The 16,125-nt window shown below is 61.7% G+C and carries 15 protein-coding genes; 10 read left to right on the top strand and 5 right to left on the bottom strand.

Going from position 1 to position 16,125, the window contains the following annotated elements; translation table 11 throughout:
- Positions 1 to 82 precede the first annotated feature (82 nt).
- From DBR46_RS20995 to DBR46_RS21005, 3 genes are read right to left on the bottom strand one after another with little or no spacing between them, the layout of a single operon-like run.
- Positions 83 to 850, bottom strand: a complete 768-nt coding sequence (locus DBR46_RS20995; RefSeq protein ID WP_124527737.1) for a heme ABC transporter ATP-binding protein — start codon at positions 848 to 850, stop codon at positions 83 to 85.
- Complete coding sequence (locus DBR46_RS21000) at positions 850 to 1,833, bottom strand: iron ABC transporter permease (RefSeq protein ID WP_177414106.1); 984 nt, start codon at positions 1,831 to 1,833, stop codon at positions 850 to 852. Before DBR46_RS21000 ends, DBR46_RS20995 begins: the two co-directional genes overlap by 1 nt.
- Before the next feature lie 50 nt (positions 1,834 to 1,883).
- Complete coding sequence (locus tag DBR46_RS21005) at positions 1,884 to 2,762, bottom strand: hemin ABC transporter substrate-binding protein (RefSeq protein WP_124527739.1); 879 nt, start codon at positions 2,760 to 2,762, stop codon at positions 1,884 to 1,886.
- 156 nt (positions 2,763 to 2,918) lie between these two features.
- Here DBR46_RS21005 and DBR46_RS21010 point away from each other — a divergent pair, with 156 nt between their 5' ends.
- Positions 2,919 to 3,236, top strand: coding sequence for a Rieske (2Fe-2S) protein (locus tag DBR46_RS21010; protein WP_017734140.1), 318 nt, complete (start codon positions 2,919 to 2,921; stop codon positions 3,234 to 3,236).
- On the opposite strand, the gene sfsA is transcribed toward DBR46_RS21010, so the two are convergent.
- Together sfsA and DBR46_RS21020 are read right to left on the bottom strand one after the other, a co-directional pair.
- On the bottom strand, positions 3,233 to 3,943 hold the full coding sequence (gene sfsA, locus DBR46_RS21015) for a DNA/RNA nuclease SfsA (RefSeq protein WP_124527740.1): 711 nt from the start codon (positions 3,941 to 3,943) through the stop codon (positions 3,233 to 3,235). The two genes, DBR46_RS21010 and sfsA, sit on opposite strands and share 4 nt — an antisense overlap.
- The gene (locus DBR46_RS21020) at positions 3,943 to 5,115 is read right to left on the bottom strand and encodes a pyridoxal phosphate-dependent aminotransferase (protein WP_124527741.1); all 1,173 of its coding nucleotides are present in this window, start codon (positions 5,113 to 5,115) and stop codon (positions 3,943 to 3,945) included. The genes sfsA and DBR46_RS21020 overlap by 1 nt, the downstream gene beginning before the upstream one ends.
- 318 nt (positions 5,116 to 5,433) lie before the next feature.
- Between DBR46_RS21020 and dksA the strand changes: the two genes are divergently transcribed.
- The 9 genes from dksA to panC all read left to right on the top strand — a co-directional run bounded on the left by dksA (position 5,434) and on the right by panC (position 16,007).
- Positions 5,434 to 5,877, top strand: a complete 444-nt coding sequence (dksA, locus tag DBR46_RS21025; RefSeq protein ID WP_124527742.1) for an RNA polymerase-binding protein DksA — start codon at positions 5,434 to 5,436, stop codon at positions 5,875 to 5,877.
- A gap of 83 nt (positions 5,878 to 5,960) precedes the next feature.
- Positions 5,961 to 6,848, top strand: a complete 888-nt coding sequence (gene gluQRS / locus DBR46_RS21030) for a tRNA glutamyl-Q(34) synthetase GluQRS (RefSeq protein ID WP_124527743.1) — start codon at positions 5,961 to 5,963, stop codon at positions 6,846 to 6,848.
- Between the two features lie 62 nt (positions 6,849 to 6,910).
- On the top strand, positions 6,911 to 7,087 hold the full coding sequence (locus tag DBR46_RS21035; RefSeq protein ID WP_003176118.1) for a hypothetical protein: 177 nt from the start codon (positions 6,911 to 6,913) through the stop codon (positions 7,085 to 7,087).
- Positions 7,071 to 10,025, top strand: a complete 2,955-nt coding sequence (locus tag DBR46_RS21040) for a sensor histidine kinase (protein WP_177414104.1) — start codon at positions 7,071 to 7,073, stop codon at positions 10,023 to 10,025. Before DBR46_RS21035 ends, DBR46_RS21040 begins: the two co-directional genes overlap by 17 nt.
- A 22-nt stretch (positions 10,026 to 10,047) precedes the next feature.
- A complete protein-coding gene (locus DBR46_RS21045; protein ID WP_124527745.1) occupies positions 10,048 to 11,478 on the top strand; it encodes a sigma-54 dependent transcriptional regulator in 1,431 nt (476 codons plus the stop codon).
- Between the two features lie 697 nt (positions 11,479 to 12,175).
- Entirely contained in the window at positions 12,176 to 13,564 is a 1,389-nt protein-coding gene (locus DBR46_RS21050) for a polynucleotide adenylyltransferase PcnB (protein ID WP_017734147.1), read from the top strand.
- A 2-nt stretch (positions 13,565 to 13,566) separates the two neighbouring features.
- A complete protein-coding gene (gene folK / locus DBR46_RS21055; RefSeq protein WP_124527746.1) occupies positions 13,567 to 14,052 on the top strand; it encodes a 2-amino-4-hydroxy-6-hydroxymethyldihydropteridine diphosphokinase in 486 nt (161 codons plus the stop codon).
- Between the two features lie 306 nt (positions 14,053 to 14,358).
- A complete protein-coding gene (panB, locus tag DBR46_RS21060) occupies positions 14,359 to 15,159 on the top strand; it encodes a 3-methyl-2-oxobutanoate hydroxymethyltransferase (RefSeq protein WP_124527747.1) in 801 nt (266 codons plus the stop codon).
- The gene (panC, locus tag DBR46_RS21065) at positions 15,156 to 16,007 is read left to right on the top strand and encodes a pantoate--beta-alanine ligase (protein WP_124527748.1); all 852 of its coding nucleotides are present in this window, start codon (positions 15,156 to 15,158) and stop codon (positions 16,005 to 16,007) included. The genes panB and panC overlap by 4 nt, the downstream gene beginning before the upstream one ends.
- Positions 16,008 to 16,125: the final 118 nt, after the last annotated feature.

Consider the following 16,125-nt stretch of genomic DNA (forward strand, 5'->3'; position numbering starts at 1 on the left):
CAGATTATCTCCTCATCAGGCTAATCACGGTTATTTGACCCGGCTCTTGCCGGGTCTTTTTTTGCCTGTGAAAAAGCTGGTCTCAGCGCGCAATAATCAGCGGGTGCCCGCGCTCTGGATGGGGTTGCACCAACACATCCAAACCAAAGACTGCTTTCAGCGGCTCCGGGCGCATCACCTGCGCCGGCGTATCCAGGGCATGGGGACGGCCGTCCTCCAGCAACAGAATCCGATCGCAATAACGCGCCGCGAGATTGAGGTCATGCAAAATCACCAACACAGCGGCACCGCGATCCGCAAAGGTGCGAATGGCCTGCAAGGTCGTGTGTTGATGCAAGGGGTCCAGCATCGACGTCGGCTCATCCAGTAACAATGTCTGCCCCGCCTCGCCCGGCCATAACTGCGCCAGCACCCGCGCCAGGTGTACGCGCTGGCGCTCACCGCCAGACAAGGCGAGATAGCTGCGCCCGCTCAAATGCCCGACATCTGCCGCCTGCAAGGCCGCTGCGATAATTTCGTCATCACGTACCCGCCCGCTCTGATGGGGCAAGCGGCCCATGCCGACGACTTCTTCAACGCGAAAAGCAAAATCCAGGGTCGAGGTTTGCGGCAACACCGCCAACCGCTGCGCACGTTGCGATCCGCTCCAATCGGCCAAGGGCCGCTGATCCAACCACACGTCGCCCTGGTCCGGCTGCAACTCACCACACAACGCCCCAAGCAACGTGCTTTTGCCCGCGCCATTGGGGCCCAGCACACCGAGCACTTCCCCCGGCAACAATTGCAGGGTGACATCCGCCAGCACGGTTTTGCGGCCGCGCCGGACCTGCAAATCTTCCACACGCAGCATCAGGCACGCCCCCGCAACAACAGGTAAAGAAAAAATGGCGCGCCGATAAACGCGGTCACAATGCCGATGGGTAATTCCGCCGGCGCCAGGGCCAGGCGTGCCACCAGGTCGGCAAACAGCAGCAAACTCGCCCCCGCCAGCACCGAGGCCGGCAGCAACACCCGATGATCCGGCCCCGCCAGCAGGCGCACCAGATGCGGCACCACCAAGCCGACAAACCCGATCATCCCCGCCGCCGCCACCGCCGCGCCCACACCCAGTGCCGTACAGAACACCAGTTCGCGCTTGAGCCGCTCAACGTCAATCCCCAGATGGCTGGCTTCCGACTCGCCCAGCAGCAGCGCATTCAAGGCCTTGGCCCGGCGCGGCAACCACAGCGCGACGCCGGCGCTCACCAGCAACAACGGCCACAGCCGCGAATAGCTGGCGCCATTGAGGCTGCCCAGGTTCCAGAAGGTCAGGGTGCGCAAGGTGGCGTCATCCGCCAAGTAGGTAAATAAACCCACGGCCGAACTGGCGAGCGCCGTCAGGGCGATACCGGCCAGCAGCATCGTGGCGACATTGGTCTGGCCGTTACGCCGCCCCAACCGATACACCAGCGCGGTGACACCCAACCCACCGAGAAACGCACACAACGACAACAGGTACGGGCCGAACGCGTCCGGCAAACCGCCAAAAAACGTTCCACCGACAATCGCGATGGCCGCCCCCAATGCCGCACCGCTGGACACACCGACCAACCCCGGATCCGCCAGCGGGTTGCGAAACAAGCCCTGCATCGCCACCCCCGACAATGCCAGCACGCCGCCCACGGCCAACCCCAGCAACGTGCGCGGCAAACGAATCTGCCCCAGGATCAGCTCCGCCTGCTCCAGCCCTTGGCCGTCGATGGGCATGCCCATCAAGCGCAATGCCGCCTTGAGCGTATCCAGCAACGGCAGGCTGACCGGGCCCAGGGCCAACGACAGCCAGATCGCCAACACACATAACAGCGCCAGCCCGATAAACAGCGTCTTGGGTTTAACCAGAGTGGTCATGGAGCGGGCTTGGCCTGGGACGGATAAAACCCGGCGGACAACTGCACCAGGCTATGCGGCAGACGCGGCCCAAGCCCACCGACCAGCAGCGTCGGGTCCAACTCAAACACCCGCCCACTCTTGGCTGCTGGGGTTGCCGCCAGGATCGGGTTTTCCTTGAACAAGGCCGCCCGCGCCGCATCACCGCTCAGGGCACGATCAGAAAACACCAGTACATCAGGGCTCAAGCCCGCCAGCGACTCCACGGAAAATGGCTTGTAGCCACTGTGGGTTGCCAGATTGTGTCCGCCCGCCTGTTGCAGCACCCAGTCTGCCGCCGTGTCTTTACCCGCGATCAGCGGCTTGCCACCTGCGTGACCGAGCAACAGCAACACACCCGGGGCTTTTTGCGTGGCTTGCGCCTTGGTCAGCCAGTTTTTCTGCTGATCCAGGGCCTGCTCATACCCTGCAAACAATTCGCTGGCCTTAGCCTCATCACCCAGCAGCTTGCCCAAATGCTGGAGATTGCCTTGCAGCGTCGGCAAATCCGGTTGGGCCGAGAACATTTCCACCTGCACACCAGCGCTGCGGATCTGCGCCAGTACCGGCGGCGGGCCCATTTCCTCGGTGCCCACCAGGATCTGCGGACGCAGGCTCAGGATGCCCTCCGCCGACAGTTGCCGCTGATAACCAATGCTCGGCAAGGCCTTGAGTGACGCCGGATGCTGGCTGGTGGTATCCACCCCCACCAGCTTCGATTCACCGCCCAGCGCCGTCACCCACTCCGAAAGCGCCCCACCGGCACTGACCCAGCGTTGCGGCAGTTCAGAGGCTTGCGCCCCGTGGTTGACCAGCAGTCCGACAACAAGCGCAATAGCGCTGGTACTCAGGCGCATAACAGGGTTTCCTTCCAGAGGCGGGGCCTTACGAGCACCCGACGATGTGACAGATAATCTCTGCCGGCCATCGTACTGAGCGCCCAGTCAGCTAACGGGCGAAGCCGGCATTTGATAATTGTTTGCATTTGAACGTCAAGGCACTTAAGGATTGAAATGAAGTTTCTCTGCCCCTCCGACACCCTCGCGCCCGACAGCAGCCGCGGTTTTGAAATCGATGGTTGCAAATTGTTGGCGGTGCGCCGTGACGGCGTTGCCTACTTCTATATCAACCGCTGCCCACATCGCGGCATCCCGCTGGAATGGCAGGCCGACCAGTTCCTCGACAGCAGCGCCAGCCTGATCCAGTGCGCCACCCACGGCGCCCTGTTCCTGATCGAAAGCGGCGAGTGCATCTCCGGCCCGTGCGCCGGGCAAAGCCTCACCGCCCTGCCCGGTCGTGAAGACGCACAGGGCCTGTGGGTGGAACTCTAGTCGAACAGCACCTCAAGGCGCCGGTCCACGCACACTTCCTCGGGCGTCACCCGCACGCCGTACGCCAGCACCTCGACACCGGCGGCCTTGGCTTCACGCAATGCAGCGGCGTAAGCCGGGTCGATCTCTACCGCCGGCCGCACCGCCTCAATCCCCGACAGGTTGACGCAATACAACTGCACCGCCCGCACACCGTCGCGGGCCAGGTGCGCCAACTCACGCAAGTGTTTGGCCCCGCGCTGCGTCACCGCATCGGGGAACGCGGCAATCGCGGAGCCATCAAAACCCAGGGTGACGCTTTTGACTTCGACATACGCCGCACCGTCGGGGTAGTCCAGGCGAAAGTCGATGCGGCTGTTCTCCTGGCCGTAAGGCACTTCGCGCTTCAAGGCGGTAAAACCGTTGAGTTCGCTGATCATCCCAGCGTGCAACGCCTCTTCGATAAGCTGATTGGCGCGCGCGGTGTTCACGCAGGCCAAGCGCCCTTGGGGTGTCTCGGCGATTTCCCAAGTGCCGGGCAACTTGCGCTTGGGGTCATTGGAGCGACTGAACCAGACCTGCCCACCTTCCACCATGCAATTGAGCATCGAGCCGGTGTTGGGGCAGTGAATGGTGAGCAACTCGCCGGTAACGGTTTCGATATCGGTGAGAAAACGCTTGTAGCGGCGAATCAGCCGACCTTCTTCGAGGGGAGGATTAAAGCGCATCAGCCTTGCCAGCTCCGCAAGCCACGGGCGATGCGGTCCACCGCCTCCTGCAGCCGATCAAGGTTTTGCGTGTAGGCAAAGCGCACATGGTGGCCGGCTTGATAGCGACCGAAGTCCAACCCTGGCGTAAAGGCCACGTGCTCGGTTTCGAGGAAGTGCCGGCAGAACGCGAAGGCATCCCCGCCAAACGCGCTGATGTCGGCATACAAATAGAACGCCCCCTCCGGCTCGACGGCAATGCCGAACCCCAGCTCACGCAAGGCTGGCAGCAAGAAGTCGCGACGGCGGCCGAATTCGGCGCGGCGCTCTTCCAGGATGCTCAGGGTCTGCGGAGTGAAACAAGCCAGCGCCGCATGTTGGGCCATGCTCGGCGCGCTGATGTAGAGGTTCTGCGCCAACTTCTCCAACTCACCCACCGCCGCTGGCGGTGCCACCAGCCAACCCAGGCGCCAGCCGGTCATGCCGAAATACTTCGAAAAACTATTCAGGACGAAGGCATCGTCGTCCACTTCCAGCACGCTGGCGGCATCAGTGCCGTAGGTGAGGCCGTGGTAAATCTCGTCCACCACCAGATGGCCGTTGCGCGCCTTGATGGCACTCGACAATCCCGCCAACTCGTCTCGGGTGAGGATCGTACCCGTCGGGTTGGCCGGCGAGGCGACCAGTGCGCCGACACTGTCCGCGTCCCAGTGTTTGGCCACCAGATCGGCGGTCAATTGATAGCGCACTTCCGGGCCAACCGGCACCAGTTGCGCCGCGCCTTCCACCAGGCGCAGGAAGTGCCGGTTGCACGGGTAACCGGGGTCCGCCAGCAGCCAGTGCTTGCCCGGATCCACCAACAAGCTGCTGGCCAACAGCAAGGCGCCAGAGCCACCGGGAGTGATCAGGATGCGTTCCGGGTCCACGTTCAAACCGTAGCGTTGCTGGTAGAAACCGCTGATGGCTTCGCGCAGTTCCGGCAGGCCACGGGCGGCGGTATAGCGGGTCTTGCCATTGGCCAGTGCCGCCTGGCCAGCCTGGATAATCGGCTCGGCGGTGGTGAAATCCGGTTCGCCGATTTCCAGGTGAATCACATCGTGCCCGGCGGCCTGTAGCTCATTGGCACGCGCCAGCAACGCCATGACATGAAAAGGTTCGATGGCGCGACTGCGCGCACTGTAGGGCTGAGCCATTAGCCTTCCTTAACGGTGAGGACAAAATCCAGATTCTACCGAACCCACGCGGTAAAACATGTTCTATTGCCTGCCCGGCTGTCCGCGCAGACCGGGCAAGCGCCTGCAAAACGACTAAAATCAACGTTCGAGACATTGCATACCCAGCTACGACGGGCCGCGGCAGTTTGCGACCCCTTCGCTGCAGCCTCGACAACCGGGAGTGGCGCACCCCGAATCTATCTGGTAAGTTCGCCCGCTTGCAGCCGCAGGGCCGGCAGGTGTCGGTGATGTTGCAATCCTGCGCAATGGATTAGAAGAGTGAGAGGCGGTCTATTCATGTCCACCCAAGCAAAGCAACAGCAGACTCAAGGCCTCGGCGGCTTCGAACCCTACGTGGAAAAGAAGGGTGAAGAGTACATGGGCGAACCCATGCGCGAGCACTTCACCAAGATCCTGAACAAGTGGAAACAGGACTTGATGCAGGAGGTCGACCGTACCGTTGACCACATGAAGGACGAAGCAGCCAACTTCCCTGACCCGGCAGACCGTGCCAGCCAGGAAGAAGAGTTCGCCCTCGAACTGCGCGCCCGTGATCGCGAACGCAAGTTGATCAAGAAGATCGACAAGACATTGCAAATGATCAAAGACGAAGAATACGGCTGGTGCGAGTCCTGCGGCATCGAGATCGGCATTCGTCGCCTCGAAGCGCGTCCTACCGCAGACATGTGCGTGGACTGCAAGAACCTTGCGGAAATCAAGGAAAAACAGGTCGGCAAGTAATCCTTCCGAGCTGAACGAATGGGGCGTGCAAACGCCCCATTTTTGTTTCTGGCGTTTAGCGAATTTCCAGTAGTATCCGGCCCATGACTGCCTCTACCTATATCGGGCGTTTCGCCCCCACGCCCAGCGGCCACTTGCACTTTGGCTCCCTGGTCGCCGCCCTCGCCTCCTACCTTGATGCCCGCGCCAACGGCGGCCGCTGGCTGATGCGCATGGAGGACCTCGACCCACCCCGTGAAGAGCCCGGCGCCCAGGCGGCGATTCTGCACGCCCTGGAAAGCTACGGCTTTGAGTGGGACGGTGAACTGGTCCGACAAAGCGAGCGGCACGACGCCTACGCCAAAGTGCTGAACGACATGTTCAACCACGGCCTGGCCTACGCCTGTACCTGCTCGCGCAAGCAGTTGGAGCCCTACAACGGCATCTACCCGGGCCTGTGCCGCAACGCCGGCCACGACCAGCAAGACGCCGCTATCCGTTTGCGTGTTCCCGAGCTGGAGTACCACTTTACCGACCGCGTACAAGGCGAATTCCGACAACACCTGGGCCGCGATGTCGGCGACTTCATCATCCGTCGCCGCGATGGCCTCTACGCCTATCAACTGGCCGTGGTCCTCGACGATGCCTGGCAAGGTGTCACCGATATCGTGCGCGGTGCCGACCTGCTGGACTCCACACCACGCCAGCTGTACCTGCAAGAACTGCTGGGCCTGCGCCAGCCGCGCTACCTGCACGTCCCGTTGATCATCCAGCCGGACGGCAACAAGCTCGGCAAGTCCTACCGCTCGCCACCGTTGACGCCCGACCAGGCCACGCCGTTGCTGCTAAGGGCCTTGCGCGCCCTCGGCCAGCAACCCGGCGCCGAGTTGCTGCATGCCAGCCCACGGGAACTGCTGGATTGGGGCATCCAGCACTGGGATGCCACACAGATCCCACGCACACTCACGCTGGCCGAAGCGCAATTGAGCTGAAGGCGCTTGCAGCTTGCCAAGCATCCGTTACCATCGCCGCACGTTTTTACACAGAGGCCAACATGTACATCTATCGATTGGTCCTGCTGCTGGTCGTCGGGATCTACCTGTTTTCCCCCGCCATCATGGATTGGTGGATCGACGCCACGGGCGCCTGGTATCGCCCGTATCTGCTGTGGCTGATCCTGATCGTCGTGACTTTCATCCTGCAGAGCCAAAAAGATGCCGATGAGCTTTAGCCTCACCCAGATGCTGCTGGTCAGCGCCGCCTACCTGGCCGCGCTGTTCGGGGTGGCCTGGATCAGTGAGCGCGGAATGATTCCGCGGGCGATCATTCGCCATCCGCTGACCTACACCTTGTCCCTCGGCGTCTACGCCAGTGCCTGGGCGTTCTACGGCACGGTGGGCCTGGCCTATCAGTACGGCTATGGCTTTTTGTCCAGCTACCTCGGCGTGTCCGGCGCGTTCCTGCTGGCGCCGGTATTGCTTTACCCGATCCTGAAAATCACCCGCACCTATCAGCTGTCGTCCCTGGCCGACCTGTTTGCCTTCCGCTTTCGCAGCACTTGGGCCGGCGCGCTGACCACCATTTTCATGTTGATCGGTGTGTTGCCGTTGCTGGCCCTGCAAATCCAGGCCGTGGCCGACTCCATCAGCATCCTCACCCGTGAGCCCGTGCAACATCGCGTCGCCCTGGCGTTTTGCGCGCTGATCACGTTGTTCACGATCTTCTTCGGCTCGCGCCATATCGCTACCCGCGAGAAACACGAAGGGCTGGTGTTTGCGATTGCCTTCGAGTCGGTGATCAAGCTGATCGCCATCGGCGGCGTTGGCCTGTATGCGCTCTATGGCGTGTTCGACGGCCCGCAACAGCTGGAACTGTGGCTGCTGCAAAACCAGACCGCCCTCGCCGCCTTGCACACGCCGTTGCAAGAGGGCCCGTGGCGTACGCTGTTGCTGGTGTTCTTCGCCTCGGCGATCGTGATGCCGCACATGTATCACATGACTTTCACCGAGAACCTCAACCCGCGCTCGCTGGTCAGCGCCAGCTGGGGCTTGCCCCTGTTCCTGCTGCTGATGAGCCTGGCGGTGCCGTTGATCTTGTGGGCGGGCCTGAAACTGGGCGCCACCACCAACCCCGAATACTTCACCCTCGGCATCGGCATTGCGGCCAACAGCCCGGCCTTGGCGATGCTGGCGTATGTCGGCGGTTTGTCGGCAGCCAGCGGGCTGATCATTGTCACCACGCTGGCGCTGTCAGGCATGGCGCTGAACCACCTGGTACTGCCGCTGTATCAGCCACCGGCTGAGGGCAATATCTACCGCTGGCTGAAGTGGACGCGCCGCGCGCTGATCGTGGCGATCATCATGGCCGGCTACGGTTTCTACCTGCTGCTGGGCGCCGGGCAAGACCTGGCCAACCTGGGCATCGTCGCCTTTGTCGCCACCTTGCAATTCCTTCCGGGGGTGTTGTCGGTGCTGTACTGGCCGACTGCCAATCGCCGAGGGTTTATCGCCGGGTTGCTGGCGGGCATTCTGGTGTGGATCGTGACCATGCTGCTGCCGCTGGTCGGCAACCTGCAGGGCTTCTACATCCCGCTGCTGAACATGATCTACGTGCTCGACGACACCAGTTGGCACATGGCCGCGATTGCGTCCCTGGCCGCCAACGTCCTGATGTTCACCTTGATCTCGCTGTTCACCAACGCCAGCCCGGAAGAAACCAGCGCCGCCGAAGCCTGCGCCGTGGACAACGTACGCCGCCCGCAACGCCGTGAGCTGCATGCGGCGTCACCCCAGGAGTTTGCCACGCAGCTGGCTAAACCCTTGGGGGCCAAGGCTGCGCAAAAAGAGGTCGAGCAGGCGCTGCGCGATCTCTACCTGCCGTTTGACGAACGCCGCCCATATGCCCTGCGCCGCCTGCGTGATCGGATCGAGGCCAACCTCTCCGGCTTGATGGGGCCGAGTGTGTCCCAGGACATGGTGGAAACGTTCCTGCCCTACAAGGCCGGCGGCGAAAACTACGTCACCGAGGACATCCATTTCATCGAGAGCCGGCTGGAGGATTACCACTCGCGCCTCACCGGCCTTGCCGCCGAACTCGATGCCCTGCGCCGCTACCACCGCCAGACGTTGCAAGAACTGCCGATGGGCGTCTGCTCCCTGGCCAAGGACCAAGAGATCCTGATGTGGAACAAGGCCATGGAGGAACTCACCGGCATCGCCGCGCAGCGCGTGGTCGGCTCGCGCCTGAACACCCTGGGCGAGCCCTGGAAAGAACTGCTGCAAGGTTTTATCAACCTGCCCGACGAACACTTGCACAAACAACACTTGGCCCTCGACGGCCAGACCCGTTGGCTGAACCTGCACAAAGCCGCCATCGACGAGCCTTTGGCACCGGGCAATAGCGGCCTGGTGCTGCTGGTGGAAGACCTGACTGAAACCCAGATGCTCGAAGACAAACTGGTGCACTCCGAGCGCTTGGCCAGCATTGGTCGCCTGGCAGCCGGCGTGGCCCATGAGATTGGCAATCCGATCACCGGTATCGCCTGCCTCGCGCAAAACCTGCGGGAAGAGCGCGAAGAGGACGGCGAGATCACCGAAATCAGCGGGCAGATCCTTGAGCAGACCAAACGTGTTTCGCGCATCGTGCAGTCGCTGATGAGCTTTGCCCACGCGGGCGCCCATCAGAACCAGGACGAAGCCGTGTGCCTGGCCGAAGTGGCACAGGATGCAATTGGGCTGCTGGCCCTGAACCGACGCAATTTCGAAGTACAGTTTTTCAATTTGTGCGATCCCGATCACTGGGTCGACGGTGACTCACAACGCCTGGCCCAGGTGCTGATCAACCTGCTGTCCAACGCCCGTGACGCAACCCCGGCCGGCGGTGCGGTACGCGTCAAGACCGAGGCTTTCGAGCACACGGTGGACCTGATCGTCGAAGACGAAGGCAGCGGCATTCCACAGAACATCATGGACCGATTGTTCGAACCCTTCTTCACCACCAAGGACCCCGGTGAAGGTACCGGTCTGGGCCTTGCACTGGTCTATTCCATCGTTGAAGAGCATTATGGACAAATCACCATCGACAGCCCGGCTGACACCGAAAGCCAACGCGGCACCCGTATCCGGGTGACCTTGCCGCGTCATGTCGAAGCGACGTCCGCTGTGAACTGAGACCGTCGAGAGAATTGAATCAATGCCGCACATTTTGATCGTCGAAGACGAAACCATTATCCGCTCTGCCTTGCGTCGCCTGCTTGAACGCAATCAGTACCAGGTCAGCGAAGCTGGCTCGGTACAGGAAGCCCAGGAGCGTTTCAGCATTCCCACGTTCGACCTGATTGTCAGCGACCTGCGCTTGCCGGGCGCACCGGGTACCGAGCTGATCAAGCTTGGCCAGGGCACGCCGGTGCTGATCATGACCAGCTACGCCAGCCTGCGTTCGGCGGTGGACTCCATGAAGATGGGCGCGGTGGACTACATCGCCAAACCTTTCGACCATGACGAAATGCTTCAGGCCGTGGCCCGTATCCTGCGTGACCGTCAGTCGGCCAGCAGCGCGCCGGCCGAACAACGCCCGGCCGGTAAAACCACCGACAAGCCAGGGGTGGATAACAGCAACGGCGAGATCGGCATCATCGGCTCCTGCCCACCGATGCAAGACCTGTACAGCAAGATCCGCAAAGTCGCCCCCACTGACTCCAATGTGTTGATCCAGGGCGAGTCGGGCACCGGTAAAGAACTGGTGGCCCGCGCCCTGCACAACCTGTCCAAGCGTGCCAAGGCGCCGATGATCTCGGTGAACTGCGCGGCCATTCCTGAATCCCTGATCGAGTCCGAACTGTTCGGCCACGAGAAAGGCGCGTTTACCGGCGCCAGCGCCGGGCGTGCGGGCCTGGTGGAAGCGGCAGACGGCGGCACCTTGTTCCTCGATGAAATCGGCGAACTGCCACTGGAAGCCCAGGCGCGCTTGCTGCGGGTACTGCAAGAAGGCGAGATCCGCCGCGTGGGTTCGGTGCAGTCGCAAAAGGTCGATGTGCGCCTGATCGCGGCCACTCACCGAGACCTCAAGAGCCTGGCCAAGATCGGCCAGTTCCGTGAAGACTTGTATTACCGTCTGCACGTGATTGCACTCAAGCTGCCGGCCCTGCGCGAACGTGGCGCCGACGTCAACGAGATCGCCAACGCGTTCCTGTTGCGCCAGAGCGCACGCATCAATCGGACCGACCTCAAGTTTGCCCCGGACGCCGAACAGGCGATTCGGCATTACTCGTGGCCGGGTAACGTGCGGGAACTGGAGAACGCGGTCGAGCGTGCTGTGATCCTGTCGGAGAGCCCGGAGATTTCGGCCGAGCTGCTGGGCATCGACATCGAGCTGAGCGACCTGGACGACGACGATTTCATCGGCCTGGCCCCGCAACAGGGCGGAGGTAGCAATACCAGCCATGAGCCGACGGAAGATTTGTCACTGGAAGATTACTTCCAGCACTTCGTCCTGGAGCACCAGGACCACATGACCGAGACCGAACTGGCACGCAAACTGGGCGTGAGCCGTAAATGCCTGTGGGAACGCCGCCAGCGCCTGGGCATCCCACGGCGCAAGACCGGGGTTGCCAGCGAAAGTTGAGGGGGTGCCCCCACAGGTAACACCCTCAGATGTGAAAAAACTGTTACCGCTGATTTTTCACGTAACAAAAGCCGGGGCTTACGGTAACGAAGCCCCGGCTTTTTTTCGCCCGCCAAAACCTCAAAACCACCTTTGACCCCCGGTTTTGCTGGGTGGCGCAAAAGTTGGCACGCACCCTGCTATATGCTTAGTACAAAAACAATAACAAGCTTTGTACAAGACAATAAAAATAAGACGAATCGACTCACGCATAACAAAAACAACACGGCGGAGGCGCAGCTAACTGATTCTTTTGGAGAGGCGTTGCATTTGGGGCTTGCCCCGCAACCAGGCCGAGAACAACAAAAACTGCCCTAAGGCAGAGCCTGAACTGGTTGGATCATAGATCAGCAACACAGCGACCAAAGCAATCCGTTTGCTCTTGACTCCCGATTGGGAGTGTCATGAAGGTGAAGCTTCATGACGAGGGCGATCAACAAAAACAAAAAGCCCGCAACCCATAATAAAAATAGAGCACGCAACTACTTCTGGGGGAGCTTCGGCTCCCCTTGTAGTTTCCGGCATTTGACGTTTAAAGGCTTATGGCGCAAGGCCTGTAGCTTGTTCCTACACCATCCCCTGACTAAATGCTAGAATCCTCGCCCATCATGCGGTCATTCTTCGTTATGGCCGAACATTCCTTCAAACAGTGCATCCCATGCTGAAGAAGTTGTTCCAGTCATTCCGTTCTCCCTTGCGTCGTACGCAACACATTCGCAGCACGCCTGAGGTGCTTAACAGCAACCAGCATTCGTTGCAGCGCGCCCAGTTCAGCCGTTATGCGGTGAACATCGTCGAGCGCCTGCAGAACGCCGGCTACCAGGCTTACCTGGTGGGTGGCTGCGTGCGCGACATGCTGCTCAATATCACGCCCAAGGACTTCGACGTCGCCACCAGCGCCACGCCTGAACAAGTGCGCGCCGAGTTCCGCAATGCGCGCATCATCGGCCGTCGCTTCAAGCTCGTGCATATTCACTTCGGTCGCGAGATCATCGAAGTCGCGACCTTCCGCGCCAATCACCCGCAAAACGATGAAGAGGAAGACACCAACCAGTCTTCCCGCAACGAAAGCGGGCGCATCTTGCGCGACAACGTCTACGGCAGCCTGGAAGAAGACGCGCAGCGCCGCGACTTCACCATCAACGCCCTCTATTACGATCCGGTCAGCGAGCGCATCCTCGATTACGCCAACGGCGTACACGACATTCGCAACAACCTGATCCGCCTGATCGGCGACCCGACGCAGCGCTACCAGGAAGACCCGGTGCGCATGCTGCGCGCGGTGCGGTTCGCCGCCAAGCTGAACTTCGGCATCGAAAAGCACACCGCCGCACCGATCCGCGAACTGGCCCCCATGCTGCGGGAAATCCCCTCGGCGCGCCTGTTCGAAGAAGTGCTCAAGCTGTTCCTCTCGGGCTACGCCGCAGACACCTTCGAAATGCTGGTGGACCTGCAACTGTTCGATCCGTTGTTCCCGGCCAGCGCCGAAGCACTGGAACAGAACCCGACCTATACCCACACCCTGATCAGCGAAGCGCTGATCAACACCGACCTGCGCATCAAGCAGAACAAACCGGTCACCCCGGCGTTCCTGTTTGCCGCCCTGCTGTGGCCAGCCCTGCCAAAACGCGTGCTGCGCCTGCAAGAGCGCGGCATGCCGCCGATCCCGGCCATGCAGGAAGCCGCGCACGAGCTGATCGCCGAACAGTGCCAGCGCATCGCCATTCCGAAACGCTTCACCATGCCGATCCGCGAGATCTGGGACATGCAGGAGCGCCTGCCACGCCGCAGCGGCAAACGCGCCGACCTGTTGCTGGACAACCCGCGCTTCCGCGCCGGCTACGACTTCCTGCTGCTGCGCGAAAGCGCCGGCGAGCAGACCGACGGCCTGGGCGAATGGTGGACGGATTACCAGGACGCCAATGACAGCGAACGCCGCGACATGATTCGCGACCTCGGCAGCAAAGGCGACGGCGAAGGCCCGAAAAAGCGTCGGCGCAGCGGCACCAAGCGCAAACGCAGCGCCGCCGACACCTCAGGCGAGTAAGCGTGGAACGCATCTACATCGGCATGGGCAGCAACCTCGCCGCCCCCGAGCAGCAATTGCGCAGCGCCGTCGAGGCGCTGGCGTTATTGCCAGGCACCACGGTGGCCGGCGTGTCCGCGTTTTATCAAAGTGACTCCCTGCTCCCCGGCCAACCGCGCTACACCAATGCGGTGGCCGCCCTCGACAGCAGCCTTGCGCCACTGCCACTGCTGGATGCGCTGCAAGCCATCGAGAACGACCAGGGCCGCGAACGCCTGGAGCGTTGGGGCCCGCGTACGCTGGACCTGGATATCCTGCTGTTTGGCGATCGCTTGATCGACGAGCCACGCTTGAAGGTGCCGCACTATCAGATGCACCTGCGGGCGTTCGTGCTGTATCCGCTGGCGGAGCTGGCCGCCGACACGCTGCAATTGCCGGATGGCCAACGCCTCAGCGACTTGCTGGCAGCCTGCCCGTTTGTCGGCCTGGAACGCTTGACTCAAGACTGACTCGGTCAATGTGGGAGCTGGCTTGCCTGCTCCCACATTTAACCTCCAGCGTCTTCAGAAACGCCGTTCACATAGCTGAATCGCATCAGTAACAGCGGTAACACCCCCCTCGTAACAATGCGGTAACACATCCAATTGACTTCCCGTGTCCTCCTCACGACTATAGGCGTCCCGCTGCCGCCAACCCGGCGCTAAAGGGCGCAATCCAGGCCTTATAAGCACTGCTCTCAAGACAGTGCGCCTGTATAAACGAAGACTCACGCGCGTTACTCGCTGTTTCCAAGCGCCTGAACGAGGACCCTTTTCATGCCAGACATTACCCTGACCACCTTGCAGAGCCTCAAGCTCAAAGGTGAAAAAATCACCATGCTGACCTGCTACGACGCCACTTTCGCCCACGCCAGCTGCCAGGCCGGGGTTGAAGTGTTACTGGTGGGCGACTCCCTGGGCATGGTTCTTCAAGGGAATGACAGCACCTTGCCTGTTACCACCGACGAACTTGCCTACCACACCGCCAGCGTCAAGCGTGGCAACGATGGCGCCTTCATCATCGCCGACCTGCCGTTCATGGCTTACGCCACCCTCGAACAGACCTTTCAGAACGCGGGCAAGCTGATGCAGGCCGGCGCGCACATGATCAAGGTCGAAGGCGCCCTGTGGCTCGCCGAGTCGGTGCGCCTGCTCGCAGAGCGCGGCGTCCCGGTGTGCGTGCACATGGGCCTGACGCCGCAGTCGGTGAATGTCCTCGGTGGTTATAAGGTGCAGGGCCGCAATGAAGCCCAGGCGCGGCAGATGCGTGCCGATGCCATCGCCCTGGAACAAGCGGGCGCGGCGATGATCCTGCTGGAGTGCGTGCCTAGCGAGCTGGCAGCCGAGATCACCCAGGCCGTCAAGGTACCGGTGATCGGCATTGGCGCCGGCTCCGCCACCGACGGCCAGGTGCTGGTGGTGCACGACATGCTCGGCCTGTCGATTTCCGGCCGCGTGCCGAAGTTCGTGAAGAACTTCATGACCGGCCAGGACAGCATCCACGCCGCCCTGAGCGCCTACGTCAGCGAAGTCAAAAGCGTCACCTTCCCGGGCGCCGAACACGGATTCTCTGCATGAACACGGTAAAAACCCTACGCGAACTGCGGGCCGCTGTGACCCACGCCCGCAACGCCGGCAAACGCATCGGCTTTGTGCCAACCATGGGCAACCTGCACAGCGGGCACGCCACCCTGGTGACCAAGGCAGCACAACAAGCGGACTTCGTGGTCGCGAGTATTTTCGTCAACCCGCTGCAATTCGGCGCCGGCGAAGACCTGGATACGTATCCGCGCACCTTGGCCGCTGACCAGGAAAAACTCCTGCAAGCCGGCTGCAACCTGCTGTTCGCGCCCACCGTCGAGGAAATGTACCCCGGCGGCACCACCGGCCAGACCCGTGTCAGCGTGCCGCAACTGTCGGAAGGCCTGTGTGGCGCCAGCCGTCCGGGGCACTTCGAAGGCGTGGCGACCGTGGTGAGCAAGCTGTTCAACATGGTCCAGCCGGACATCGCAGTATTTGGCCAGAAGGACTACCAGCAACTGGCCGTGATCCGCGCCATGGTGCAGGACCTGAACATGCCGATCCAGATCATCGGCGAGCCCACCGTGCGCGCCGAGGACGGCCTGGCGCTGTCGTCGCGCAACGGTTACCTCAGCGAAGAACAGCGCGCCATCGCGCCGGTGCTGTACCGCAGCCTCAGCCAGATTGCCGCAGCCATCCAAGCCGGCGACCACGACTTCGCCAAGCTGCGCGCCGAACAGATCCAGCAGATCGAAGCCGCAGGCCTGCGCATGGACTACCTCGAAGTGCGTCAAGGCGTAAACCTGCGCCCGGCAACCCCAGAAGACCGTGATGTGGTGATCCTCGTTGCGGCTTATCTCGGCACCACTCGCCTCATCGATAACCTGCATCTGAACCTCAACTGACCCTCGCCTGTTGCCCTCCCTGCCGTGCCGGTATAAAAAAGTACCGGCCACAGCGCAGACAAAGCCAAGACAAGTTCACACGCTAGGTTTAATGTAATCGCCCTGCGCTCTTGGTTAG

Source organism: Pseudomonas sp. KBW05, from assembly GCF_003852405.1.
Classification (GTDB): Bacteria; Pseudomonadota; Gammaproteobacteria; order Pseudomonadales; family Pseudomonadaceae; genus Aquipseudomonas.

Coding starts and splice junctions, on each gene's coding strand:
- DBR46_RS21020 (WP_124527741.1), bottom strand. CDS start 5,115: ATGGCTCAGCCCTACAGTGCGCGCAGTCGCGCCATCGAACCTTTTCAT.
- DBR46_RS21035 (WP_003176118.1), top strand. CDS start 6,911: ATGTACATCTATCGATTGGTCCTGCTGCTGGTCGTCGGGATCTACCTG.
- DBR46_RS21040 (WP_177414104.1), top strand. CDS start 7,071: ATGCCGATGAGCTTTAGCCTCACCCAGATGCTGCTGGTCAGCGCCGCC.
- DBR46_RS21045 (WP_124527745.1), top strand. CDS start 10,048: ATGCCGCACATTTTGATCGTCGAAGACGAAACCATTATCCGCTCTGCC.
- dksA (WP_124527742.1), top strand. CDS start 5,434: ATGTCCACCCAAGCAAAGCAACAGCAGACTCAAGGCCTCGGCGGCTTC.
- DBR46_RS21010 (WP_017734140.1), top strand. CDS start 2,919: ATGAAGTTTCTCTGCCCCTCCGACACCCTCGCGCCCGACAGCAGCCGC.
- DBR46_RS21005 (WP_124527739.1), bottom strand. CDS start 2,762: ATGCGCCTGAGTACCAGCGCTATTGCGCTTGTTGTCGGACTGCTGGTC.
- DBR46_RS20995 (WP_124527737.1), bottom strand. CDS start 850: ATGCTGCGTGTGGAAGATTTGCAGGTCCGGCGCGGCCGCAAAACCGTG.
- panB (WP_124527747.1), top strand. CDS start 14,359: ATGCCAGACATTACCCTGACCACCTTGCAGAGCCTCAAGCTCAAAGGT.
- DBR46_RS21050 (WP_017734147.1), top strand. CDS start 12,176: ATGCTGAAGAAGTTGTTCCAGTCATTCCGTTCTCCCTTGCGTCGTACG.
- gluQRS (WP_124527743.1), top strand. CDS start 5,961: ATGACTGCCTCTACCTATATCGGGCGTTTCGCCCCCACGCCCAGCGGC.
- panC (WP_124527748.1), top strand. CDS start 15,156: ATGAACACGGTAAAAACCCTACGCGAACTGCGGGCCGCTGTGACCCAC.
- sfsA (WP_124527740.1), bottom strand. CDS start 3,943: ATGCGCTTTAATCCTCCCCTCGAAGAAGGTCGGCTGATTCGCCGCTAC.